Annotated in this window: 17 protein-coding genes and 1 pseudogene; 15 read left to right on the top strand and 3 right to left on the bottom strand. The window is 67.6% G+C overall.

Going from position 1 to position 24,746, the window contains the following annotated elements:
- The 5 genes from POS17_RS17815 to POS17_RS17795 all read left to right on the top strand — a co-directional run bounded on the left by POS17_RS17815 (position 1) and on the right by POS17_RS17795 (position 6,533).
- Positions 1-780: an amino acid ABC transporter ATP-binding protein gene (locus POS17_RS17815; protein WP_060839793.1), complete on the top strand. Its 780-nt coding sequence runs from the start codon at positions 1-3 to the stop codon at positions 778-780.
- A gap of 36 nt (positions 781-816) precedes the next feature.
- Positions 817-2,427 (top strand): gamma-glutamyltransferase family protein, encoded by a 1,611-nt coding sequence (locus tag POS17_RS17810; protein ID WP_060839792.1) that lies wholly within the window; start codon positions 817-819, stop codon positions 2,425-2,427.
- A 186-nt stretch (positions 2,428-2,613) separates the two neighbouring features.
- Positions 2,614-3,123, top strand: a complete 510-nt coding sequence (locus POS17_RS17805) for a sigma-70 family RNA polymerase sigma factor (protein WP_060839791.1) — start codon at positions 2,614-2,616, stop codon at positions 3,121-3,123.
- Positions 3,120-4,067, top strand: a complete 948-nt coding sequence (locus POS17_RS17800) for a FecR domain-containing protein (RefSeq protein WP_060839790.1) — start codon at positions 3,120-3,122, stop codon at positions 4,065-4,067. Before POS17_RS17805 ends, POS17_RS17800 begins: the two co-directional genes overlap by 4 nt.
- A gap of 66 nt (positions 4,068-4,133) precedes the next feature.
- Positions 4,134-6,533, top strand: a complete 2,400-nt coding sequence (locus POS17_RS17795; RefSeq protein WP_060839789.1) for a TonB-dependent receptor — start codon at positions 4,134-4,136, stop codon at positions 6,531-6,533.
- Positions 6,534-6,615: 82 nt separating this feature from the next.
- On the opposite strand, the gene mhpT is transcribed toward POS17_RS17795, so the two are convergent.
- A complete protein-coding gene (gene mhpT / locus POS17_RS17790; protein WP_060839788.1) occupies positions 6,616-7,827 on the bottom strand; it encodes a 3-(3-hydroxy-phenyl)propionate transporter MhpT in 1,212 nt (403 codons plus the stop codon).
- A 332-nt stretch (positions 7,828-8,159) separates the two neighbouring features.
- Between mhpT and POS17_RS17785 the strand changes: the two genes are divergently transcribed.
- Positions 8,160-9,479: an OprD family porin gene (locus POS17_RS17785; RefSeq protein WP_060839787.1), complete on the top strand. Its 1,320-nt coding sequence runs from the start codon at positions 8,160-8,162 to the stop codon at positions 9,477-9,479.
- A 21-nt stretch (positions 9,480-9,500) separates the two neighbouring features.
- Here POS17_RS17785 and POS17_RS17780 read toward each other — a convergent pair whose 3' ends face one another.
- Positions 9,501-10,022 carry a MarR family winged helix-turn-helix transcriptional regulator gene (locus tag POS17_RS17780; protein WP_060839786.1) on the bottom strand — a complete coding sequence of 174 codons (522 nt, stop codon included), beginning with the start codon at positions 10,020-10,022 and terminating at the stop codon, positions 9,501-9,503.
- A gap of 207 nt (positions 10,023-10,229) precedes the next feature.
- Between POS17_RS17780 and POS17_RS17775 the strand changes: the two genes are divergently transcribed.
- The 6 genes and pseudogenes from POS17_RS17775 to POS17_RS17750 form a co-directional block, all read left to right on the top strand.
- Positions 10,230-11,060 (top strand): p-hydroxycinnamoyl CoA hydratase/lyase, encoded by an 831-nt coding sequence (locus POS17_RS17775; RefSeq protein ID WP_060839785.1) that lies wholly within the window; start codon positions 10,230-10,232, stop codon positions 11,058-11,060.
- Between the two features lie 105 nt (positions 11,061-11,165).
- Complete coding sequence (locus POS17_RS17770; RefSeq protein ID WP_060839784.1) at positions 11,166-12,614, top strand: aldehyde dehydrogenase; 1,449 nt, start codon at positions 11,166-11,168, stop codon at positions 12,612-12,614.
- A gap of 226 nt (positions 12,615-12,840) precedes the next feature.
- Positions 12,841-14,724, top strand: a complete 1,884-nt coding sequence (locus tag POS17_RS17765) for a feruloyl-CoA synthase (protein ID WP_060841966.1) — start codon at positions 12,841-12,843, stop codon at positions 14,722-14,724.
- Entirely contained in the window at positions 14,721-15,962 is a 1,242-nt protein-coding gene (locus tag POS17_RS17760) for a thiolase family protein (RefSeq protein WP_060839783.1), read from the top strand. The genes POS17_RS17765 and POS17_RS17760 overlap by 4 nt, the downstream gene beginning before the upstream one ends.
- 59 nt (positions 15,963-16,021) lie before the next feature.
- The gene (locus tag POS17_RS17755) at positions 16,022-17,776 is read left to right on the top strand and encodes an acyl-CoA dehydrogenase (protein ID WP_060839782.1); all 1,755 of its coding nucleotides are present in this window, start codon (positions 16,022-16,024) and stop codon (positions 17,774-17,776) included.
- A gap of 515 nt (positions 17,777-18,291) precedes the next feature.
- Positions 18,292-19,597: pseudogene (locus POS17_RS17750) on the top strand (MFS transporter); the annotation flags it as partial.
- 53 nt (positions 19,598-19,650) lie between these two features.
- Here the strand turns inward: POS17_RS17750 and POS17_RS17745 are convergent.
- A complete protein-coding gene (locus tag POS17_RS17745) occupies positions 19,651-20,547 on the bottom strand; it encodes a LysR family transcriptional regulator (RefSeq protein ID WP_060839780.1) in 897 nt (298 codons plus the stop codon).
- 116 nt (positions 20,548-20,663) lie between these two features.
- Here POS17_RS17745 and mdlC point away from each other — a divergent pair, with 116 nt between their 5' ends.
- The 3 genes from mdlC to POS17_RS17730 all read left to right on the top strand — a co-directional run bounded on the left by mdlC (position 20,664) and on the right by POS17_RS17730 (position 24,686).
- Positions 20,664-22,250 carry a benzoylformate decarboxylase gene (mdlC, locus tag POS17_RS17740; protein ID WP_060839779.1) on the top strand — a complete coding sequence of 529 codons (1,587 nt, stop codon included), beginning with the start codon at positions 20,664-20,666 and terminating at the stop codon, positions 22,248-22,250.
- Between the two features lie 82 nt (positions 22,251-22,332).
- Complete coding sequence (locus tag POS17_RS17735; protein ID WP_060839778.1) at positions 22,333-23,724, top strand: MFS transporter; 1,392 nt, start codon at positions 22,333-22,335, stop codon at positions 23,722-23,724.
- 38 nt (positions 23,725-23,762) lie between these two features.
- Entirely contained in the window at positions 23,763-24,686 is a 924-nt protein-coding gene (locus tag POS17_RS17730) for a ketopantoate reductase family protein (protein WP_060839777.1), read from the top strand.
- Positions 24,687-24,746: the final 60 nt, after the last annotated feature.

Genomic DNA, 24,746 nt, shown 5'->3' with positions numbered 1-24,746 from the left:
ATGGCACACCAGAGTGAAGACCTGATCATCGAGGCCCGGGACCTGCACAAGTCGTTCGGCGCCCTGCAGATCCTCAAGGGCATTTCCCTGTCGGTACGCCGCGGTGAAGTGGTGGTGCTGATCGGCGCCTCGGGCTCGGGCAAGACCACCTTCATCCGCTGCATCAATCTGCTGGAGCAGATCCAGTCCGGGCTGATCCGGGTCAACGGCCGGGCCATGGGCTATCGCGAGCGCGCCGACGGCAGCCTGGTGCGCGATAGCGAGCGCAACATCGCCCGCCAGCGCCGGGACATCGGCATGGTGTTCCAGCGCTTCAACCTGTTTCCCCACATGACGGCCCTGGAAAACATCATCGAAGCGCCGATCCAGGTCCTCGGCGTGCCCCGGGCCGAAGCGGTGGAGCAGGCCCGGGCCTTGCTCGCCCGGGTCGGCCTGGCGGACAAGGCCGGGCACTACCCGTCGATGCTGTCCGGCGGCCAGCAGCAACGGGTGGCCATCGCCCGGGCCCTGGCGATGAAGCCCCAGGCCATGCTCTTCGACGAGCCCACCAGCGCCCTGGACCCGGAAACCGTGGGCGAGGTGCTGCAGGTGATGAAGCAGCTGGCGCAAGAGGGCATGACCATGGTGGTGGTCACCCACGAGATGGGCTTTGCCCGGGAGGTGGCCGACCGGGTGGTGGTGCTCGACCAGGGCGAACTGATCGAGCAGGGGCCGCCGGAACAGATCTTCAGCCGCCCCAGCCACCCGCGGACCCAAGCCTTTCTCAGCCGCGTGCTGTGATTTTTTGCGGCCTCAACCCTTGCACGAGCCTTTGCCATGCTGAATTTTTCTGCCCATGAGTACCCCTACGCCTCACAACGCCAGAGCGTGTATGCCCGTCGCGGCATGGTCGCCGCGTCCCAGCCCCTGGCCGCCGAGGCCGGGATCGAGATCATGCGTGGCGGTGGTAATGCCATCGACGCCGCGATTGCCAGCGCCGCAGTGCTGACGGTGGTCGAACCCACGGGCTGCGGCCTGGGGGGCGACGCCTTTGCCCTGGTCTGGACCCAGGGCCAGTTGCATGGCCTGAGTGCCAACGGCCAGGCCCCGGCCGCCCTGAGCATCGAGGCGGTGCGGGCCGCCGGGCACGCGCAGATGCCGCTGTATGGCTGGACCCCGGTCACCGTGCCGGGCTGCCCCTCGGCCTGGGCCGAACTGTCCCGGCGCTTCGGCAAGCTGCCCTTTGCCCAGTTGCTGCAACCGGCCATTGAACTGGCCCGGGACGGTTTCCCCCTGTCGCCGGTGGTCGCCCGGCAATGGCAGATCGCCCTGGAGGAGTTCGCTCCCCACCGCGACCCGCTGTTGCAACCCTGGTTCGACACCTTCCTGATCGACGGCCGCGCGCCCCGGGCCGGGGAGGTGTTTCGCAACCCGGCCCAGGCGCGGACCCTGCAGGAACTGGCGGCCAGCCTGTGCGAGAGCTTCTATCGCGGCGAACTGGCCCAGCGCCTGGACGCCCATTCCCGGGCCACCGGCGGCTACCTGCGGGCCAGTGACCTTGAGGGCTACAGGGCGCAGTGGGTGCAACCGATCAAGGTCGATTACCGCGGCTATCAGGTCTGGGAGATCCCTCCCAGCGGCCAGGGGCTGGTGGCGCTGATGGCGCTGAAGATCCTCGAAGGCTTCGACTTCGACCAGCGTGACAGCCAGCAGACCTGGCACCGCCAGCTGGAGGCGATGAAGCTGGCCTACAGCGACGGCCTGCACCACATCACCGACCCGGCGCACATGCGCGTGGCGGTGGCCGATCTGCTCAGCGACGCCTACAGCGCCCGGCGGCGGGGGCAGATCGCCGAACAGGCGCAACCGCCCAAACCCGGCGACCCCCATGCCAGCGGTACGGTGTACCTGGCCACGGCGGATGCCGAGGGCAACATGGTGTCGTTCATCCAGAGCAACTATCACGGCTTCGGCTCCGGGGTGGTGCTGCCGGACAGCGGCATCGCCCTGCAGAACCGTGGCCAGGAATTCAGCCTCGACCCGGCGCACGCCAACGCTCTGGCGCCGGGCAAGAAGACCTTCCACACCATCATCCCGGGCTTTCTCAGCCAGGCCGGTGTGCCCCTCGGGCCGTTCGGCGTGATGGGCGGCTACATGCAGCCCCAGGGCCATGTGCAGATGGTCATGAACCTGGTGGATTTCGGCCTCAACCCGCAGGCCGCACTGGATGCGCCGCGCTGGCAATGGCTGGGGGACATGCGCGTGGGCATCGAGCAGGGCGCCTCGGGCGATCTGGCCAACGCCCTGGCCCGGCGCGGCCATCAGGTGCAGATCGCCCACGACTCGCTCAACTACGGACGCGGCCAGATCATTCTGCGCGACCCGGTCAGCGGCGTGTTCTGTGGCGGCACCGAGCCCCGGGCGGACTCCCATATTGCGCTGTGGTAGCCGGCTGTGGCGTGGGGGCTGCCAGGAGCCCGCGCGGCGCCGGTCTGAACCTGGCCAGTGCGCCGATGGGGCATGAGCGGGGCGGGGCACGCCAGGACCAGGGCAACAAAAGAAGGTGTGCCGGTGAGCGATATTAAATAGAATGAGTCTCATTTGATTTAACGTGCCACGCCGGGTGCCCTTGCCATGAATGACGCCGTACTGCCAACGGAGCACACCTTCGACAACCTGTACCGTGAGCACCGCAGTTGGCTTGAAAGCTGGCTGCGGCGACGCCTGGGCAACGCCTGGGATGCCGCCGACCTGAGCCAGGACACCTTCCTGCGGGTGCTCGGCAGCACCCAACCCCTGGCCCAGTTGCAGGAGCCGCGGGCCTACCTGCTGACCGTGGGCAAGCGCTTGCTGATCAACTTCCATCAGCGGCGCAGCCTCGAACAGGCCTACCTCAACGCCCTGGCGACCTTGCCCGAGGCCTGCGTGCCTTCGCCCGAACAGCGCTGGATTGTCCTGCAAGCGCTGCAGGCGCTGGACGAGCTGCTCGATGGCCTGCCCCATCCGGTGCGCCGGGCGTTTCTCTGGAGCCAGCTGGAAGGCCTGGGTTACCGCGAGATTGCCGAGCGCCTGCGGGTGAGCGAGCGCACGGTCAAGCGCTACATGGCCCAAGCCTACGAACACTGCCTGCTGGTGGAGCTGTGACCTCGTCCACCGGCAGCGATCCGCGCCAGGTCGCCCGCGCCGCGGCGCGCTGGCTGGCCTTACTGGAGTCCGGCAGCGCCAGCGAGAGCGACCAGCAGGGCCTGCAACAATGGCGCGAGCGCTGCGCCAGCCACGAACAGGCCTGGCAGAAAGCCCAACTGTTGCGCCAACGTTTCGCCGAACTGCCCCCGGCCCTGGCCCTGGCCAGCCTCGACCGCCCGCAAGTGGGACGTCGGGCCCTGCTCAAGCGCGGCCTGGGAGTGGCGCTGCTGGTGCCGAGCGCCTGGTGGCTGAGCCGGCAATTGCCCCTGGAGGCGTGGCGCGCCGACCTGCACACCGCCACCGGCGAGCGCAGGCAGCTGTCCCTGGCCGACGGCAGTTTCCTGCAACTCAATACCGCCACGGCGCTGGACCTGGACCTGGCGGCGCGCCGCCTGACTCTGGTGCAGGGCGAGATCGCGCTCAGGGTGCCGGGCCATTCGGCCCTGACCCTGTACACCGACTTCGGTCGGGTGCGGGTCAGCCAGAGCGAAGTCTGCGTGCGCCAGGAGCGCCTCGGCTGTCGGGTCTCGGTGGTCAGCGGCGTGGTCCAGGTGCAGCCCTTGCAGGGGCCGGCCCTGACCCTGCACGGCGGGCAGCAGGTCAGTCTGCAGGCTTCCGGCGCCGGGTTGCCGCAGGTCTTCGACAGCGCGATACCCGGTTGGCGCGAAGGGGTGTTGCTGGCCCAGGACCAGCCGCTGGGGGATTTTTTGCGCGAGTTGAGTCGTTACCGCCGCGGCGTGTTGCGCTGGGACCCGGAGTTGGAGGCGCTGCGGGTCACCGGCAGTTTCCGTGTCGAGGACACCGACCGGGTGCTGGCCTTGCTGGCCGCCAGCCTGCCACTGGAGGTGCAGGCGCGGACGCGTTTCTGGGTCACGCTGCGTTCGCGTAAAAAACTCGCTTGAGGGCTGTCCCCTTTTTTCCAGGTGCCTGTCATTGCAGGTAAGTGAACGAAAAAGAGAGCCTCTTCAATGCCCTGCGTCATGCCTGCTGCTGTGCGTCCCTTGTTGCGTCTGAGTCTGCTGCTGAGCCTGAGCGCCAGCCCGTTGCTGGTTCCCTTGAGCTGGGCCGAGGAGGGTGGCCGCCGCAGCTACCAGGTGCCGGCCGGCAGCCTGGGCGCTGTCCTGACCCGCTTTGCCGGGCTGTCCGGAGTCGATCTGGCGGTGGACCCGCGGCTGGTCGAAGGGCGCAGCAGCCCCGGGCTTTCCGGTGAGTTCGCGGTGCAGGAGGGCTTTGCCCGGCTGCTGCAGGGTTCGGGCCTGCAGTTGCACGCGGTGGGCGAACAGGCCTACACCCTGGCGCCGGTCCCCGAGGCCGGCGGCCTGGCGCTGCCCGCCACCTCGATTCTCGGCAGCGATCTCCCTGTCAGCGGCGAGCCCTATGCCGGGGGCCAGGTGGATCGCAAGGGCAGCCAGGGCCTGCTCGGCGACCGCGATTTCATGGACACCCCGTTCAACCTCACGTCCTACACCGCCGAGGCGCTGAAGAACCAGCAGGCGCGAACCCTGGGCGACGCCGTGGCCAGCGACCCTTCGGTTCGCACCACCAACCCGGCCAGCGGGCGTTTCGAGCAGTTCTCGGTGCGCGGCTTCAGCCTGTTCAACAGTGACGTGTCCTACGGCGGCCTGTACGGGATCCTGCCGACCTACGCCATCGACATGGAAATGGTCGGGCGCCTGGATGTGCTCAAGGGTCCGGGCATGCTGCTGGGCGGGATTGCGCCCCGGGGCAGCGTCGGCGGCGGCATCAACATCGAGCCCAAGCGCGCCGCGGACACTCCCCTGACCGAGTTCACCGCACTCTATGCGTCCGCCGGGCAGACCGGTGGCGCGGTGGACATCGGCCGGCGCTTTGGCGAGGGCAACCGCTTCGGCCTGCGTTTCAATGGTGTGCGCCAGTCCGGCGACACCGAGTGGGACCACCAGCAGCTCCAGCGCGAAACCGGAGTCATCGGCCTCGACCTGCGTGATGAGCGGCTGCGCCTGTCCCTGGACCTGGGGCACCAGGAACGTCACGCCGACGCGCCGATCGAGCGGGTCGAAGTGGCGGCCACGGCGAAAATGCCCAAGGCCGAAGACATCCGCCACAACATCGCCCAGTCCTGGACCTATGCCCATTCCAAGGACAGCTTCGGCGCGCTGCGCGGCGAGTATGATCTCAGCGATTCAGTGATGGTGTACGCCGCCCTGGGGGCGCGCAAAGGCAACTACGACTTTCTGCGCCATGCGGTGCAGGTGACCAACAGCGCCGGCGACTTCACCGTGACCCCGCGCACCTTCCGTCGCGACGAGGACGTCAAGACCGCCGTCATCGGCCTGCGCAGCGGGTTTCAGACCGGGCCGGTCGGGCACAGCGTGAACCTGAGCCTGAACCGCTTCAACATGGATTTCGACAACGCCGGCGAGCGCTACCCGCGCGGTGTCAGCAACCTCTACCGCCCGGTGGAGCTGCCGTTGCCCGGGCGTCCCAATCGCCTCGACACCAGCACCCACACGGAAAACCGCTTCACCAGCCTGGCCCTGGCCGACACCTTAAGCCTTGCCGAGGATCGGGTGCTGCTGACCCTGGGCGCACGCTTGCAGCGGGTCCAGGTCAGCACCTGGAGCGATGGCGTGCGCGAAGAACCGGTGAATGACGAGAAGGCCCTGTCCCCGGCCCTGGGCCTGGTGGTCAAGGTCACCGATCAGCTGTCGCTGTACAGCAACTACATGGAAGGCCTGAGCCAGGGCGCAACCGCCCCGACCACCGCCACCAATGCCAACCAAGTGTTCGCCCCGTATCGCAGCAAACAGGTGGAGGTCGGCGCCAAGTACGACCTGGGCCGTTTCGGCATGAGCGCCAGCCTGTTTCGCATCCAGCAGCCGTCCTATGTCTACGACGAGAACAACAACTACAAGCCCGATGGTCAGTTGCGCAACCAGGGCCTGGAGTTGAATGTCTTCGGCGAGCCCCATGACGGCGTGCGCCTGCTGGGCGGGCTGATGCTGCTCGACAGCGTGCAGACCGAAACCGGCCAGGGCCTGTATGACGGCAATCGCGGCACCGGCTCGCCGGTGGTCAACGCCAACCTTGGCGCCGAATGGGACATCGACAGCCTGCGCGGCCTGACCCTGACCGCGCGGGCGATTCACTCCAGCTCGCAATACCTGGACCCGGCCAACCAGCAGAAAATCCCCGGCTGGGAGCGCTATGACCTGGGGGCGCGCTATGCCTTCGAGCTGGGCAAGAAACCGATCACCCTGCGCGCCAGTGTCGAGAACGTGCTCAACACCGCCTACTGGGCCTCGGCCGCAAGCTCGTCCGACAGCGCGGCGGGGTTGACCTTGTCGACGCCGCGCACCTGGCTGGTGTCGGCGACGGTGGGGTTCTAGGGCCGTCCTCGAACAGTGCGCAGTCGCGGGCCAAGCTTCTTGGCGCGGTTACCGGGAGCCCGGTAACCGCCCTGTGCAAGGTTCAATGCGCAGGCTTGAGCTCGGGCGTGGCGTTGGCCCGGGCGATGACCGTGAGGATCGACAGCGCAGCGATGACCAGCCCTGGCGAGGTGGCCAGCAAAACCCCGGCGGTGCCGGCGCCGGCGGCGAGGATCTGCCCGGCGGCCAGGGGGCCGGCCACCGAGCCCAGGCGGCCGATGGCCACGGCAGCGCCCACGCCGGTGGCACGCACCGCGGTCGGGTAGGAGGGCGGTGCCAGCGCGTAGAGCACCAATTGTGCGGCCATCACGAACAGCCCCGCGGCAAATCCGGCCAGGGCCATGGGCGCAATGCCCTGCGACAGCCCGACCCCGGCCAGCGCCGCCAGCAACCCGGCGTACACGAACAGCACCACCTTGAGCCCGTTGCAGCGGTCCAGCAGCAGGCCGCCGAGCAGCGAACCGAGGGCGCCGCCGATGTTGAACAGCATCTGCACCAGGCCCGCCTGGGGTTTGCTGAAGCCCTGTTCGAGCAGCAGCGAGGGCAGCCAGTTGAGCAGCATGTACATCACGGTCAGGGTGAAGAAGTAGCTCAGCCACAGGGCCAGCGTGGTGCGCGCGCGACCTGCGCCGAACAGCGCCTGGGCGGTGGAGGCGCGCTGGGTGCCGGCACTGGCGGTGTGTTGGCGAAAGGCACTGGATTCGGGCAGCAACCCGGCCATCAGCGGCACCACCAGCAGCGGCGCCAGGCCGCCGATGATGAAGGTGGTCTGCCAATGTTCGCTGGAGAACATCGCCACCACCGCCGCCAGCGCGCCACCCAGGGGCACGCCGCAGTACATGACGCTGATGGCCGTGCCCCGGCGGCGTTCGCTGACCGCTTCGGCGCACAGGGCGATCAGGTTGGGCAGCGCCGCGCCGAGGCCGAGGCCGGTCATGAAGCGCACCAGCAGCAGGCTCGAATAGCTCTCCACGTAGGCCGTGCACAGCGAGAACAGGCCGAACAGCAGCACCGCGCCGACCAGGATCTTCTTGCGCCCGATACGGTCGGCGACCCAGCCGCCGAAGAATGCCCCGGGCAGCAGGCCGATGATCCCGGCGCTGAACACCCAGCCCATCATCTTCGGATCCAGGGCGAAGCTCTGGCGCAATCCGGCGGCGGCGGTGCCGGCCGCCTGCAGATCGAACCCCTCGATCAGCGCAACGATAAAGCACAAAGCGATGGTCAGCGTCGAACGACGCGATGGACTGTCCATGGGCAAACCTCATTGTTGTTTTTGTTGTGGTGGCCAGTCGGACGCCGGGCCTGAATGCGCCGGCGCTGGTGGCTGGCGATTAAGATAACAAAGATAACTAAAAAATGAATAGCGCCTTGATTTAGGCCAATAAATGCAAATAAAGCCATTTAAATCAGATAGATAAACTATCAATAAGGATTCACTGTAAAAATAGATAATATTATTAATGTTCGATTATCGGTCATTTGTGGTTGACGTCAGGCTTGGGCTGTTTCCATTCTCTGTCCGCGACGTCGGCTGCCAGGCCCTCGTTCGCCCCCTAAAACAACAACAAAAAATGGACATCGGACATGCCAAATCTCCCCACCAACGCCGTTGCGGCGTCAGCTTCCTGTGTGCCCAGTCTCCCCACGCGGCTGGCTCTGGCCTTGCTGGGCTTGAGCCTGTTGTCCGGCCCAGTCCGGGCGGCGGGTTTTATCGACGACAGCCACGGCACCCTGACCCTGCGCAATTACTACCTGGATCGCGACTACAAGGACGATGGGGCGAAGACCGCCGCCCGGGAATGGGCCCAGGGTTTCATCATGAACATGGAGTCGGGGTTCACCGAGGGCCCCGTCGGTTTCGGCCTGGATGTGCGCGGGCTGCTGGGGGTCAAGCTCGACTCCTCGCCGGACCGCAGCGGCACCGAACTGCTGCCGGTGTCGGCCAGCGACAAGCGCGCCGCGGATGAATACTCGCGGCTGGCGCCCACCGCCAAACTGCGCTTTGCCCAGACCACGGTGAAGACCGGCGATGTCTCGATCTTCCTGCCGTTCGCCTTTGCCAGCCCGTCGCGCTTGCTGCCGCAGACCTTTCGCGGCACCACCCTGAGCTCCAGGGACATCGACGGCCTGACCCTCAACACCGGCTACATCGACCGCATCAACAAGCGCGACTCCACCGACTACCAGGCCATGACCATTGCCTCGCCCAACCGGCGTTTCAATGCCACGGCCAGCACCTCGCACCTGGCGTACCTGGGGGGCGACTACCAGGTCAACAAGGACCTCGGCCTGCGCGCCTATCACGCCCAGGTGGCCGACCTCTACCAGCAGGACACCCTGGCCCTGCTGCACAACCTGCCCCTGGGCGATGGCGTGCTGAGCAGCGACCTGCGCAGTTTTTTCAGCCGGGAAGACGGCAGCGCCAAGGCCGGTCGGGTCGACAACCGCAACCTCTCGGCGCTGTTCGGCTACAAGTTCGGCGGGCACCGGGTGAGCCTGGGCTACATGCATTCCAGTGGCGACACGGCCACGCCCTACATCTCCGGCACCGAGTTGATGGGCATGAGCGAGCTGACCATGAGTTCGGACTTTCTCAACGCCAAGGAGCGCACCTGGCAAGCCATCTACGACTATGACTTTGCCGCCTCCGGCCTGCCCGGGCTCAAGAGTCGGCTGCGTTACGTGCGCGGCGACCATATCGAGCTGGCGGCCTTCAACGCCAGCGACCGCAAGGAGCGCGAGTTTCAGATGGAGTTGGGGTACGTGCTGCAGAGCGGTCCGTTGAAGAACCTCGGGCTGGTGGCGCGCAAGTCGATCTATCGCAATGATTTCCCGGCGGGCGCGGCGTTCCGCGATGAAAACCAGACCCGCTTCCTGGTGCTCTACACCTTGCCGATCTGGTAGGCCCGCAAGCACCTTGCCGCCTCAGCGTGCCGGCCCTGTGCCGGCACCTTGGCTTTGGTCCTGGTAAACCTTCTTCAGCAGGCGCAGCAGTTCTTCGCGCTCCTCGCCACTCAAGGCCGACGTGGCGTCGACGTCGCTTTGCGCGGCGATCTGCTTGAGCTCCTTGAGCAGGGTTTCGCCGGTCTTGCTGAGGAAGATCCCGTAGGAGCGCTTGTCCGGCTTGCAGCGCACCCGTACCGCCAGCGCGCGGCTTTCCAGTTTGTTGAGCAGGGGCACCACTTGCGGCGGCTCGATGGCCAGGGCGCGAGCCAGGTCGGCCTGCATCAGCCCCGGGTTGCTGTCGATGATCGCCAGGGCCGAGAACTGCGCGGGCCGCAGGTCGTGGACCGAGAGCCGGCCGATCAGGTTCTGGAACAGCTTGAGCTGGGCGCGACGCATGGCGTAGCCAATCAGTTCGTCCAGGGCCGAATCCAGCGGCGCCTGGACCTCGGCGTTGGCGGGTGGGGCCTCGCGCGGGTCGGCGAGGGGAGCGGGCTTGGCCATGACAAAAACATCCTGGGTCGGTTAACAAGGCTATCCAGTTTGCCGGGGTCGGCCGCTGATAGCTACGTTTGCCTGTGTTGGCAGGCGTTGCAGAAGGATTTTTCCGCGATGAAGAAAAATGGTTAATCAAATTAATAGTTAATTGACATAACTAATTTTGCGGTTTAATTTCGACCCATCTTCAAGCCAGAACAAGAGAGCATCGCCATGAGCAACTACGAAGGTCGCTGGACAACGGTCAAGGTCGAAATCGAAGAGGGCATTGCCTGGGTCATCCTCAATCGCCCGGAAAAACGCAACGCCATGAGCCCGACCCTGAACCGGGAAATGATCGACGTGCTGGAAACCCTGGAGCAGGACCCGGCCGCCGGCGTGCTGGTGCTGACTGGCGCCGGTGAAGCCTGGACCGCCGGCATGGACCTCAAGGAGTACTTTCGCGAGGTGGATGCCGGGCCGGAGATCCTTCAGGAAAAAATCCGTCGCGAAGCCTCCCAGTGGCAGTGGAAACTGCTGCGTATGTACGCCAAGCCGACCATCGCCATGGTCAATGGCTGGTGCTTCGGTGGCGGCTTCAGCCCGCTGGTGGCCTGCGACCTGGCGATCTGCGCCGATGAGGCGACCTTCGGCCTCTCGGAAATCAACTGGGGCATCCCGCCGGGCAACCTGGTGAGCAAGGCCATGGCCGACACCGTGGGTCATCGCCAGTCGCTGTACTACATCATGACCGGCAAGACCTTTGGCGGGCAGAAAGCCGCCGAGATGGGCCTGGTCAATGAAAGCGTGCCCCTGGCGCAACTGCGTGAAGTCACCATCGAGCTGGCGCGCAATCTGCTGGAGAAAAACCCGGTGGTGCTGCGTGCCGCCAAGCACGGCTTCAAGCGTTGCCGCGAGCTGACCTGGGAGCAGAACGAAGACTACCTGTACGCCAAGCTCGATCAGTCGCGCCTTTTGGACACCGAAGGCGGTCGTGAGCAGGGCATGAAGCAGTTTCTTGACGAGAAGAGCATCAAGCCCGGCCTGCAGGCGTATAAACGCTGAGCCCGGCCGGCGAACGGCGGGTCCATCCCGCCGTTCGCCATGCCCCTGGCCTTACTGTTACACCGCTGCGCTGCATTCCCGACAAAGACAACAAGAGGAATCACCATGCTGGACGTGCCCCTGCTGATAGGTGGCCAGTCGCGCCCCGCCGGCGACGGTCGAACCTTCGAACGCCGCAACCCGGTGACCGGCGCGGTGGTATCGCGCGTGGCCGCCGCGACCCTGGACGATGCCGACGCCGCCGTGGCCGCGGCCCAGGCCGCATTCCCCGCCTGGGCGGCCCTGGCCCCCAACGAACGCCGCAGCCGCCTGCTCGGGGCCGCCGAGCAATTGCAGGCCCGCAGCGAGGAATTCATCGCCGCCGCCGGCGAGACCGGGGCCATGGCCAACTGGTACGGCTTCAACGTGCGCCTGGCGGCCAACATGCTGCGTGAAGCGGCATCGATGACCACCCAGATCAATGGCGAAGTCATTCCCTCGGATGTTCCCGGCAGTTTCGCCATGGCCCTGCGCCAACCCTGTGGCGTTGTGCTGGGCATCGCCCCGTGGAACGCCCCGGTGATTCTCGCCACCCGGGCCATCGCCATGCCCCTGGCCTGTGGCAACAGCGTGGTGCTCAAGGCTTCCGAACTGAGCCCGGCGGTGCATCGCCTGATCGGCCAGGTGCTGCAGGACGCCGGCCTGGGCGATGGCGTGGTCAACGTCATCAGCAATGCCCCGGCCGATGCCGCGGCGATTGTCGAGCGGCTGATCGCCAACCCGGCGGTGCGCCGGGTCAACTTCACCGGTTCGACCCATGTCGGGCGGATTGTCGGCGAGCTTGCGGCGCGCCACCTCAAGCCGGCCTTGCTGGAGCTGGGCGGCAAGGCGCCGCTGCTGGTGCTGGACGATGCCGACCTGGACGCGGCCGTCGCGGCCGCGGCGTTTGGCGCCTACTTCAACCAGGGACAGATCTGCATGTCCACCGAGCGCCTGATCGTCGATGCCAAGGTGGCCGATGCCTTCGTCGCCAAGCTGGCGGCCAAGGTCGAGAGCCTGCGCGCCGGCGACCCGGCGGCCGCAGATTCGGTGCTCGGTTCGCTGGTGGATGCCAGCGCCGGCACGCGTATCCGGGCACTGATCGACGATGCCCTGGAACAGGGCGCGCGGCTGGTGGTCGGCGGGCAACTGGACGGCAGCATTCTGCAGCCGACCCTGCTCGACGGCGTCACCGCATCGATGCGCCTGTACCGCGAGGAGTCCTTCGGACCGGTGGCGGTGCTGCTGCGCGGCAGCGGCGATGAAGAGTTGCTGCGTCTGGCCAACGACTCCGAGTTCGGCCTGTCGGCGGCGATTTTCAGCCGCGACACCGGGCGGGCCCTGGCCCTGGCGCAACGGGTCGAGTCGGGCATCTGCCACATCAACGGGCCCACCGTGCACGACGAGGCGCAGATGCCGTTTGGCGGCGTCAAGTCCAGCGGCTACGGCAGTTTTGGCGGCAAGGCCTCGATCGAGCACTTCACCCAATTGCGCTGGGTCACCTTGCAGAACGGCCCGCGGCACTACCCGATCTGATCCGTCGCCACGGGCGCGGTGCCCTCTGAACCGGCTTTCGATCTGGCGAACAACGCTTTTTAACGCCGCGTCAGCCAAGCGCAGCAGATCGCAAGCAGGTTCTTGAGCACGCGGCCCGTGTGCAGGCAGGGCATAACAATAACAAGGCCGCAGCCATCGGCTGCCACGCTTGCCAGCCGTCGCCCTGCGTGCGCGGCGCAGGCGTGCCTTGATGGAGGACATGTACGTGAGTTGCCAATTCAGAGCGCCATCCCCACCCGCGGCCGAGCCGCCGCGTTACCGCCAGGTGTCCATCGGCCGGCCGGCGGTTGCCGTCAGTGAAGAGCAGGGCGTGTTGCACATGCGCTCCCTGGAACCCCTGGCGCCCTTGCCGCAGCGCTTGCTCGATCGCCTGCTGCACTGGGCCCGGGTGCGCCCCGAGCAGACCTTCATTGCCGCCCGCGAGGCCGGCGGCGACTGGCGCCGGGTCAGCTATGGGCAGATGCTCGACAGCGTGCGCGCCATCGCCCAGGGCCTGCTCGGCTACGGGTTGTCCGCCGACAAGCCGCTGGCGCTGCTTTCGGGCAATGACATCGAACACCTGCAACTGGCCCTGGGCGCGATGTACGCCGGGATTCCCTATTGCCCGGTGTCGCCGGCCTATTCGCTGCTGTCCCAGGACTTTGCCAAGCTGCGCCATGTCTGCGACCTGTTGCAGCCGGGGCTGGTGTTTGTCAGCGATGCTGGCGCCTACCAGCGGGCCATCGACGCGGTGCTGCCCCCCGAGACGCCGCTGATCTGCGTGCGTGGCCAGGTGCCGGGGCGACGCCAGGCGAGCTTCGCCAGCCTGCTGGCCGAGCCCGGTGGGGCCGAGGCCGATGCGGCCTTTGCCGCCACCGGGCCGGACAGCATCGCCAAGTTTCTCTTCACCTCGGGCTCGACCAAGCTGCCCAAGGCAGTGATCACCACCCAGCGCATGCTCTGCGCCAACCAGCAGATGCTGTTGCAGACCTTCCCGGTGTTCGGCGAAGAGCCGCCGGTGCTGGTGGACTGGCTGCCCTGGAACCACACCTTCGGTGGCAGCCATAACGTCGGCATCGTGCTCTACAACGGCGGCAGTTTTTATCTGGACGACGGCAAGCCCACGGCCCAGGGCTTTGCCGAAACCTTGCGCAACCTCAAGGAGATCTCGCCCACCGCCTACCTGACCGTGCCCAAGGGCTGGGAGGAGCTGGTCAACGCCCTGGAGCAGGACGCCGAGCTACGCGAGTGTTTTTTCAAGCGCATGAGCCTGTTCTTCTTCGCTGCCGCCGGGCTGTCGCAAAGTGTCTGGGACCGTCTCGACCGGGTCGCCGAGCAGCATTGCGGCGAACGCATCCGCATGATGGCCGGGCTCGGCATGACCGAGGCCGCGCCGTCCTGCACCTTCACCACCGGGCCGCTGTCGATGGCCGGCTACATCGGCCTGCCGGCGCCGGGGTGCGAAGTGCGCCTGGTGCCGGTGGACGGCAAGCTCGAAGGGCGCTTTCGCGGGCCGCACATCATGCCCGGCTACTGGCGCGCGGCGCAGCAGACCGCAGAAGTGTTCGACGCCCAGGGCTTCTATTGCTCGGGGGATGCGCTCAAGCTCGCCGATCCCCAGGACCCGCAGTTGGGGCTGATGTTCGACGGGCGCATTGCCGAGGATTTCAAGTTGTCGTCCGGGGTCTTTGTCAGCGTCGGCCCGCTGCGCAATCGCGCGGTGCTCGAAGGCTCGCCCTATGTCCAGGACCTGGTGGTGGCCGCCCCGGACCGCGAGTGCCTGGGGGCCCTGGTGTTCCCGCGGCTGTATGAATGCCGGCGGCTGGCGGCGCTGGGCGCCGAGGCCAGCGATGCCCAGGTGCTGGCCAGCGCGCCGGTGCGCCAGTGGTTCGGCGACTGGTTGCAGCGCCTGAACCGCGAGGCCAGCGGCAACGCCAGCCGCCTGGAGTGGATCGCCCTGCAGGTGGAGCCGGCGTCCATCGACCGCGGGGAAATCACCGACAAGGGCTCGATCAACCAGCGCGCGGTGTTGCAGTGGCGCGCCGAGCAGGTCGAGGACCTGTATCGCGGCCGCGAACCGTCGATCCTGCGCGCCGAGCCCAAGCCATGAACGGCGCCGGGCAGTACAGCGAGTTTGCCGATGTGGCGATCCTTGAGGCATTGCGCACGCCCTGGGTCGACCTTGGCGGGGACCTGGCGGAGATCTCGCCGATCGATCTGGGGATCAAGGTCGGCCGCGAGGTACTGCAGCGCGCCGGCATCGATGCCCGGGCGGTGGACAGCGTGCTGGCCGGCTCCATGGCCCAGGCCAGTTTCGACGCCTACCTGCTGCCCCGGCACATCGGCCTGTACAGCGGCGTCGGGCAAGCGGTGCCGGCCCTGGGGGTGCAGCGCATCTGCGCCACCGGTTTCGAGCTGTTGCGCCAGGCGGCCGAGCAGCTGCGGGGCGAGGTGCAACTGGCGTTGTGCGTGGCCAGTGAATCGATGTCGCGCAACCCGATTGCCGCCTACACCCATCGCGGCGGCTTTCGCCTGGGGGCGGCGGTGCAGTTCAAGGACTTCTTATGGGAGGCGCTGTACGACCCGGCGCCGGGGCTGGACATGATCGCCACCGCTGACAACCTGGCGCGGCGTTATGGCCTGACCCGCGAAGCCGTGGACGGCTATGCCTGCGCCAGCCATCAGCGGGCCCTGGCGGCGCAGCAGGCGGGCTGGTTCGCGCCGGAAATCGTCGCCGTAAGCCAGCAGGCCTTCGAGCTCGACTGCTATCGACCGCGCGGCATTCGCCTGCCACGGGGTGTCGAGACGGTCAGCCAGGACAGTCATCCGCGCCCTGGTGAGCTGTCTGCCCTGGCGTGCTTGCGGACGATCCACGAGGGCGGGGTGCAGACCGCCGGCAACAGTTGCGCGGTGGTCGATGGCGCGGCGGCGGCCCTGGTCGGGCGGGCGTCGGCCTGCATCACGACGCCCCTGGCGCTGTTGCTGGGCAGTGCGGTGGTCGGGGTGGCGCCGGAGTGCATGGGCATCGGCCCGGCTCCGGCAATCCGCCTGCTCCTGCAGCGCAGCGGCCTGGGCCTGGAACAGGTGGGTCGCCTTGAAATCAACGAGGCTCAGGCGGCCCAGCTGCTGGCCGTGGCCCGGGAGCTGGAGCTGGACAGTGAGCGCCTGAATGCCCGGGGCGGTTCCCTGGCCCTGGGGCACCCCCTGGCCGCCAGCGGCCTGCGCCTGGTGCTGACCCTGGCCCGGCAACTGCGCGAGCACAACCTGCGCTACGGGATCGCCGCCGCCTGCGTGGGAGGCGGCCAGGGCATGGCGCTGCTGATCGAAAACCCGGCCTGGCGCGGCTGAGCCCGACCGGCCCGCCGCCCCTGGCGGGTCATTCTATTTCTACTCGATGAGGTGTCCCCATGTGGAGCTACCAGGCGCCGCTGCGCGATATGCAATTTGTCCTTGAGCACTGGCTGGAGGCCCCCGAGGCGTGGCGTCGGAGCCCGGCGTTCGAGGCGCTGGACCTGCCCCTGGCGCTGCAGGTGCTGGAGCAGGCCGGGCGTTTCAGCCAGGACGTGCTGGCGCCGCTGAACGCCAGCGGCGATCGCCAGGGCTGTCGGTGGGCGGACGGGCAGGTCAGCACCCCGCAGGGGTTTGCCGAGGCCTACCGGGCCTATGTCGAGGGCGGCTGGCCGGCCCTGGCTTGCGCCGAAGCCCTGGGTGGCCAGGGCCTGCCGCAACTGCTGGACGCGGCGCTGCAAGAGATGCTCTATGCCAGCAACCACGCCTGGGCCATGTACACCGGCATCGCCCACGGCGCCTACCTGTGCCTCAAGACCCACGGCGCGCCCTGGCTCCAGGAGCGCTACCTGCCGGGGATCATCAGCGGCGCAAGCCTGCCCACCATGTGCCTGACCGAGCCCCAGGCCGGCAGTGATGTCGGCCTGTTGCGCTGTCGCGCCGAGCCCCAGGCCGACGGCAGCTATCGCCTCAGCGGCAGCAAGCTGTTCATTTCCGGCGGCGAGCATGACCTCACCGACAACATCCTGCACCTGGTGCTGGCCCGGCTGCCGGGCGCGCCGGAGGGCAGCCGCGGGATCTCGCTGTTCCTGGTGCCCAAGCGCCTGGAGCGGGGCCAGGGCAACGGCGTGCGCTGCGACGGCATCGAACACAAGATGGGGATCAAGGGCAGCGCCACCTGTTCCCTGGTGTTCGAGGCGGCCCAGGGCTGGCTGGTGGGCGAGGCCCATCGCGGCCTGGCGGCGATGTTCGTGATGATGAATTCGGCGCGCCTGCACGTGGGCCTGCAAGGCCTGGGGCATGTCGAAGCGGCGTGGCAGAACGCCCGTGACTACGCCGGCGAACGCCAGCAGATGCGTGCGCCCTTGCGCCCCGCCGGGGTCGCCGCCCAGGCCGCCGACCCGATTCGCTACCACCCGGCCATGCGCCGCGTGCTGCTGGAATTGCGCGCCACCAGCGAAGGCCTGCGGGCCATCGGCTACTGGGCCGCGCACTTGCTGGATCAGGCCGAGCATCACCCTGAACCCCAGGTCCGGCGCCAGGCCGATCAGCTGGCGCAACTGCTGACGCCGATCATCAAGGCGTTCTTTACCGAGCAGGGCTTTCGTCAGGCCAGCAACGCCTTGCAGGTCTTCGGCGGCTACGGCTACGTCGCCGAGTTCGCCATCGAGCAGACCCTGCGCGACAGCCGTATCGCCATGATCTACGAAGGCAGCAACGAGATTCAGGCCAACGACCTGCTGTTGCGCAAGGTACTGGGGGATGGCGGGCAGGGCTTCGCGCTGTTGCTTGAGCAATTGCGCGATGAGGCCGGGCGCGGCGCCCAGGTGCTCGAGTGCGCGGGGTTCGCCCGGTCGTTGGCGGATCTGGCCGAGGCGTTGCAGGCACTGGTGGCCCAGGTGCAGCAGTGGGCGCTGGAGGATGCCGAGTACCCGTATCGCGCGGCCGGGGATTTTCTGGCGTTGTGTGGCCTGAGCCTGCTGGCACTGGCCTGGACCCGGGCGGCACGGGTGTCGCGCAGGCTGCCCGAGGGCGACCCGCTGCGTGGGGCCAAGCTGGAGACGGCGGGGTTCTTTTTCAGCTACCTGTTGCCCCAGGTCGAACAGCGGATGACGGCGGTACGCAGCGCCCGGGCAGGGTTGGCCTTTATCTGAGGTGATGCAGGTTATTGGATCCAATCAAGGGGGCAAACCTTGTGGCGAGGGAGCTTGCTCCCCCTGGGGTGCGCAGCGCCCCCATCGCTGGCCGGCGAGCGTTTCCAGGCCTATCGCACCCGCAGGCTGTGCGATGGCTGTGCCATCGAACGGGAGCAAGCTCCCTCGCCACATGCTTGGTTGGCCGATAATCGCCCGCTAATCCCGGCGCCGTGTCGGGCACCTAAGCGTTTGATCCTTATGGAAATTGACCCCGTCCATGGCTGGCCAAGGGGTTTTTGAGCAGCCTTTTCAGTCGGCTTATCCCTTGCTAATGGATCCATTAAGCGCTTTATTGGCGACCTGGCGATGGCAGGAGCCCTCCTGACCGTCCGCAATAAAAACAACAAAAAGGGTTTCGTCATGAATGTCTTTTCGACGGCGTGCAGCCACCTGGCTGGCGCGCGCTGGCTGTCTGTGTGCACAGGTTCGCTGGGTGTTGCGCTTCGGCTCGTGGCCGAACGGCAGGTGCGGCCATGAACGGTGATCTCAAGCAACGGCTCGATCAGGGGCCGATGGGGGCGTTCCAGTGCCTGGCGATCGGTATCTGCATCGTCCTCAACATGATCGACGGCTTCGATGTGCTGGTGATGGCCTTCACCGCCGCCTCGGTGTCCGCCGAGTGGCAACTCAACGGCGCGCAGATCGGCCTGCTGCTCAGTGCCGGATTGTTCGGCATGGCCGGCGGTTCGCTGTTTATCGCGCCCTGGGCCGATCGCTTCGGGCGCCGGCCGCTGATTCTGGGGTGCCTGTTGCTGTCCGGTGTCGGCATGCTGCTTTCGGCCACCAGCCAGAGTCCGTTGCAACTGGCGTTGTTGCGCGGCCTGACCGGCTTGGGCATCGGCGGCATCCTGGCCAGCAGCAACGTGATCGCCGCCGAATACGCCAGCCGCCGCTGGCGGGGGCTGGCGGTGAGCCTGCAATCCACCGGCTATGCCCTGGGGGCGACCCTGGGCGGCTTGCTGGCGGTGTGGCTGCTGAGCCACTGGGGCTGGCGCTCGGTGTTTGTGTTTGGCGGCGTCGTCACCTTGCTGGTGATCCCCCTGGTGCTGCTCTGGCTCCCCGAATCCCTGGACTTTCTCCTGGCCCGGCGCCCGGCCGATGCGTTGCCGCGGGTCAATCGCCTGGCCCAGCGCCTGGGGCACCCGACGCTGGCGCGGCTGCCCGCGGCGGCGCTGCGCGAGGAGGGCGCCGGCAGCGGCTTCGGCCAGCTGTTCGCCGGGCCGATGCGGCGCACCACGCTGCTGATCTGGCTGCTGTTTTTCCTGGTGATGTTCGGCTTCTACTTCGTCATGAGCTGGACCCCGAAACTGCTGGTGGCCGCCGGGCTTTCGGCGCAGCAGGGGATCACCGGCGGGGTGCTGCTGAGTGTCGGCGGGATCTTCGGCGCGGCGCTGATCGGCGGCTTGTCTTCGCGCTGGCCGCTGACCCGGGTGCTGTCGCTGTTCATGCTGGTGACCGCCGGGCTCCTGGTGCTGTTTGTCGGCAGCGCCTCGTCGATTGCCGCGGCCCTGGGCCTGGGGTTGCTGATCGGGCTGTTCGCCAACGGCTGCGTGGCCGGGCTGTATGCCTTGTCGCCGGTGGTCTACGACGCTTCGGTGCGGGCTACCGGAGTGGGCTGGGGGATCGGCATCGGGCGCATCGGCGCGATTGTCTCGCCGACGGTGGCCGGGGTGCTGCTGGATGCCGGCTGGCAGCCGCTGCACCTGTACGGGGTGTTTGCCGTGGTCTTCGTGCTGGCGGCGGCTTGCCTGTTGCTGCTGCGCCCGGCGCCGCCGCAGGCGCAAGCGGCCCTGGCCTAGCCTGCGCAACCGGATGCGCCCGCGGGCGCTGCTTCAAGCCTGGCCGTCGATGATCGCCGCGGCCACGGTCTGGCGGAACCAGGTCAGGGCGGCGGAGCTGTCGCTGTTGGGGTGCCAGTGCAGGGACACGTCGAACTCCCCCACCGGGAACGGCAGCTCCAGTTGCCGCAGGCCGCCTTCGAGGGTGAACAGGCGGGCGATCTGCGCCGGCAGCACCGCCAGCAGGTCGGTGCCGGGCAGGACCTTGGGCAGCACCGAGAAGTGCGGCACCTGCAGGCTGATGCGGCGCGTGGCGTTCATTTGCTTGAGCACGTCCTCGACACTGCCGTGGCCGGTGGTGCGGGTCACGGCGATGTGCCGTTCGGCGAGGAACTGTTCCAGGCTCAGGTGTTCGCCGATGCGCGGGTGGCGGTCGCTGAGCAGGCACACGTAGCGCTCGCGGATCAGTACCTGGCTGCGGGTGCCGGTCAGGGGCTTGCGGCAGATCAGCGCGTCGACCTTGGCGCTGCCGAGCCATTCCCCGGCCTGGTCCACCTGCAGCGGCAGGACCTCGACTTCGGCCTCCGGGGCCTGCTGGTTCAGGCGCGCCAGGATCAGCGGCAGAAAGCCCATTTCGCCGAGATCGGAGAGGGCGATGCGAAAGCGTCGCTCGGTGGTCGCCGGGTCGAAGTGCCGGGTGCTGTGCACGGTGTTTTCGATCCGCGTCAGGGATTCGCGCAGGGGCGGGTACAGCTCATCGGCCAGTTGGCTGGGCTGGATGCCGTCGCGGCTGCGGCTGAACAGGCCGTCGTCGAACAGGTCCCGCAGCCGCGCCAGGGCGTAGCTGACCGAGGGCTGGGTGACGAACAGGCGCTCGGCGGCCAGGGTCACGCTGCGGGCTTCGTAGAGGGTGACGAAGGTGCGGATCAGGTTCAGATCGATGTGGCTCATGCTGCCTCATGGATATAGATGGATCTTATTTTTAATAGAAATAGTATCGATTTGATCAATTTCATCGCGGCTGCAAGAGTAACTCAAATTCTAAAAAAGCAGCGGCAAAGGTCCCTATGAAAACCGTCCATAGCGCTTCCTACGACATCCTCCGGCAACACGGCCTGACCACGGTGTTCGGTAACCCGGGTTCCAACGAGTTGCCCTTTCTCAAGGGCTTTCCCGAAGACTTCCGCTACATCCTCGGCCTGCACGAAGGCGCGGTGGTCGGCATGGCCGACGGCTTCGCCCTGGCCAGCGGCCAGCCGGCGTTCGTCAACCTGCATGCGGCGGCCGGCACCGGCAACGGCATGGGCGCGCTGACCAATGCCTGGTACTCCCACAGCCCGCTGGTGATCACCGCCGGCCAGCAGGTGCGCTCGATGATCGGCGTCGAAGCCATGCTGGCCAATGTCGATGCCGCGCAGTTGCCCAAGCCCCTGGTCAAGTGGAGCCATGAACCGGCTTGCGCCGAGGATGTGCCCCGGGCCCTGAGCCAGGCCATCCACATGGCCAACCAGGCGCCCAAGGGCCCGGTGTACCTGTCGATTCCCTACGACGACTGGGGCCGCGCCGCCCCGGCCGGGGTCGAGCACCTGGCCCGGCGCCAGGTGGCCACGGCCGGGCTGCCTTCGGCGGCGCAATTGCGCCAGCTGGTGCAGCGTCTGGTGGCGGCGCGCAACCCGGTGCTGGTGCTGGGGCCGGATGTGGACGGTAGCCAGAGCAACCACCTGGCGGTGCAACTGGCGGAAAGACTCGGCATGCCGGCCTGGGTCGCGCCGTCCGCGTCCCGCTGCCCGTTCCCGACCCGCCACCCGAGCTTTCGCGGGGTGCTGCCGGCGGCCATCGCCGGCATCAGCCGCTGCCTGGCGGAGCATGACCTGATCCTGGTGGTGGGCGCCCCGGTGTTCCGTTACCACCAGTTCGCCCCGGGGGACTACCTGCCCGAGGGTTGCGAGCTGCTGCACATCACATGCGACCCCGGCGAAGCGGCACGCTCGCCCATGGGCGATGCGCTGGTAGGGGACATTGCCGAGACCCTGCAGGCCCTGGTCTGGGCGCTGCCGGAGTGCGACCGGCCGCAGCCGCCAGCCTTGCCGGCACCGGCGCCGGTCGAGGAAACCGGCGGCCTGCTGCGCCCGGAAACCGTGTTCGACGTGATCAACGAGCTGGCGCCCAGGGATGCGATCTACGTCAAGGAATCCACCTCCACCGTCGGTGCCTTCTGGCAGCGGGTGGAGATGCGCGAGCCCGGCAGTTACTACTTCCCGGCGGCTGGCGGCCTGGGCTTCGGCCTGCCGGCGGCGGTGGGGGTGCAACTGGCCCTGCCCGAGCGGCGGGTGATCGGGATCATCGGCGACGGTTCGGCCAATTACGGCATCACCGCGCTGTGGACCGCCGCCCAGTACCAGATCCCGGTGGTGTTCATCATTCTCAAGAACGGCACCTACGGCGCCCTGCGCTGGTTCGCCGATGTGCTGCAGGTCAGCGATGCGCCGGGGCTGGACGTGCCGGGCCTGGACTTCTGCGCCATCGGCCGCGGCTACGGCGTGCACGCGGTGCAGGCCAACACCCGCGAAGCGTTTGCCGAGGCGTTTGCCGCGGCCCTGGCGGGCCAGCGCCCGGTACTGATCGAGGTGCCGACCCTGACCATCGAACCCTGAAGACAGCCTTGTCGCCGGGCCCGGTGCCCGGCCTTGCCCACCGCAGCTTGCGGACTCACCAGAAGAATAAAAAGAGGTGGATATGAACACGACTTCGGTCACAGCAGCGATAGACGATGCGCCCCAGTCGGCGCGTTGCGCTGCCTCCCATGCCGACATCGGCACCTTGCTCGACCAGGGCCCTTTCACCGGCATGCAGAAGCTGGTGGTGCTGTTGGCGGCGCTGTCCATCGTCATGGACGGCTTCGACGGTCAACTGATCGGTTTCGCCATTCCGCTGATGATCAAGGAATGGGGCATCACCCGCGAGGCGTTCGCCCCGGCGGTGGCCGCCGGGCTGATCGGCATGGGCATCGGCAGTGCCTGTGCCGGACTGTTCGCCGATCGTTTCGGCCGGCGCATGGCGGTCATCGCCAGCGTGTTCGTGTTTGGCGCGGCCACCTGCGCCATTGGCCTGGCGCCCAATGCGCTGGCGGTGGCGGTCCTGCGCTTCATCGCCGGCCTGGGCATCGGAGGCGCGCTGCCCAGCGCGACCACGGTGACGGCGGAGTTCACTCCGGCGCGGCGGCGCACCCTGGCGGTGACCGCGACCATCGTCTGCGTGCCCCTGGGCGGGATGCTGGCGGGGCTGTTCGCGTCCCATGTGTTGCCGCTGTATGGCTGGCGCACGCTGTTCTTCATTGGTGGCAGCCTGCCCATGGTGCTCGCCCTGCTGTTGCTGGTGACCCTGCCGGAGTCGCCGCGCTTTCTGGCGCGCCGACCGCAGCGCTGGGGGGAGTTGAGCGCGTTGCTGGGGCGCATGGGCCGGCCCATGGCCGCAGGGGTGAGCTACAGCGATGCCCTGGAGCAGAAGAGCGAGAAGCAGGGCGGTTTCCGCAGCCTGTTCGACCGGGGCTACGGGCGCGACACCCTGGCCCTCTGGGTGGCCTTCTTCATGTGCCTGACCGCGGTCTACAGCGCCTTCAGCTGGCTGCCGACCATGCTCCTGGCCGAAGGCCTGGAGCTGTCGGTGGCCGGTTCCGGGTTGACCGCCTACAACCTCGGCGGGGTCATCGGCGCGCTGGTCTGTGCGGTGGCCATCACCCGCTGGGGCTCGTTCTGGCCGTTGCTGATCTGCTGTGCCGGCGGCGCGGCCAGCGCCTTTGCCTTGCAGGGGGTGGATATCCATCAGCACACCGGCTTGCTGATCTTCGGCTTCGGCGTGCACGGCCTGTTCGTCAACGCGGTGCAGTCCACCATGTATGCGCTGTGTGCCTTTATCTACCCCACCGGCGTGCGCGCCACCGGCACCGCCTCGGCCCTGGCCTTCGGGCGCCTGGGGGCGATCCTCAGTGCCTTCGCCGGGGCCCTGGTGATCACCCGGGGCGGCGCCCAGGGCTACCTGACACTGCTGGGCGCGGTGATGCTCATGGCGCTGATCGCGCTGCTGATCGTGCGCCGGCACATTCCCCGGCGCCTGCCGGGCCAGTCATGAACGTGGCCCTTGAAAGGCTCATTCCATCAGGAGGTTCGATGAACATCACCATTCTCGGCGCGGGCGCCATGGGTTCGCTGTTTGGCGGCCTGCTGGCCGAAAGCGGGCAGCAGGTGACGCTGCTGGACATCAACGACGCGCATCTGGCGGCCATCCAGCGCGACGGCCTGTTGCTGGCCACCGACCACGGCGAGCGGCGCATCCGGGGCTTGAACGCCTGCCGCCCGGAACAGGCCAGCGGGCACCCGGACCTGCTGCTGGTCTTCACCAAGACCCTGCACACCGACAGTGCCTTGCGCAGCGTTGCCGGGCATATCACCCGGCACACCCGGGTGTTGACCCTGCAGAACGGCCTGGGCAATGCCGAAGCGGTGTCGCGCCACGTGGCCGCGCAGCAGGTGCTGATCGGCATGACCAACTGGCCCGCCGACCTGCTCGGGCCGGGGCAGGTGCATTCCCACGGCCAGGGCATGGTCCGGGTGCTGGCCCTCGACGAGGGTGAGCGCCAGGCCAGCGCTGAAGTGGCGGCGGTACTGGATGCGGCCGGGCTGAGTTGCGCGGTGGACCCCGAGGTGTGGACGTCGATCTGGGAGAAGGTCGCCTTCAACGCGGCGCTGAACAGCCTGTGCGCGGCCACCGGCTGCACCGTCGGCCAGTTGGACGCGGCGCCGGAAGGCGTGGCGCTGGCCCGGGCCATCGTCATGGAGGTGGTGGCCGTGGCCGGCGCCCAGGGCATAGTGCTGGATGCCCAGCGCTGCCTGGACAGCGTGGCCTTTGCCATGGCCAACCACCGCAGCCACAAGCCCTCGATGCTGCAGGACGTGCTGGCCGGACGGCCCACGGAGATCGGCGCGATCAACGGCCAGGTAGTGGCCCGGGCGCGGCAGGCGGGGGTGGCGGTGCCCCACACCGAAACCCTGCTCGGCCTGCTGCGGCTGATCGAACAACGCGCCGCTTTGTAGGCGCCGGCTTGCCGGCGAACAGGGCCTTGGGTCTTGTGTGTTTCTTGCGGGCGTCTTCGC

This window comes from Pseudomonas sp. Os17, assembly GCF_001547895.1.
In the GTDB taxonomy this organism is placed as follows: Bacteria; Pseudomonadota; Gammaproteobacteria; order Pseudomonadales; family Pseudomonadaceae; genus Aquipseudomonas.
This window is presented reverse-complemented; position numbering and strand designations above follow the sequence as displayed.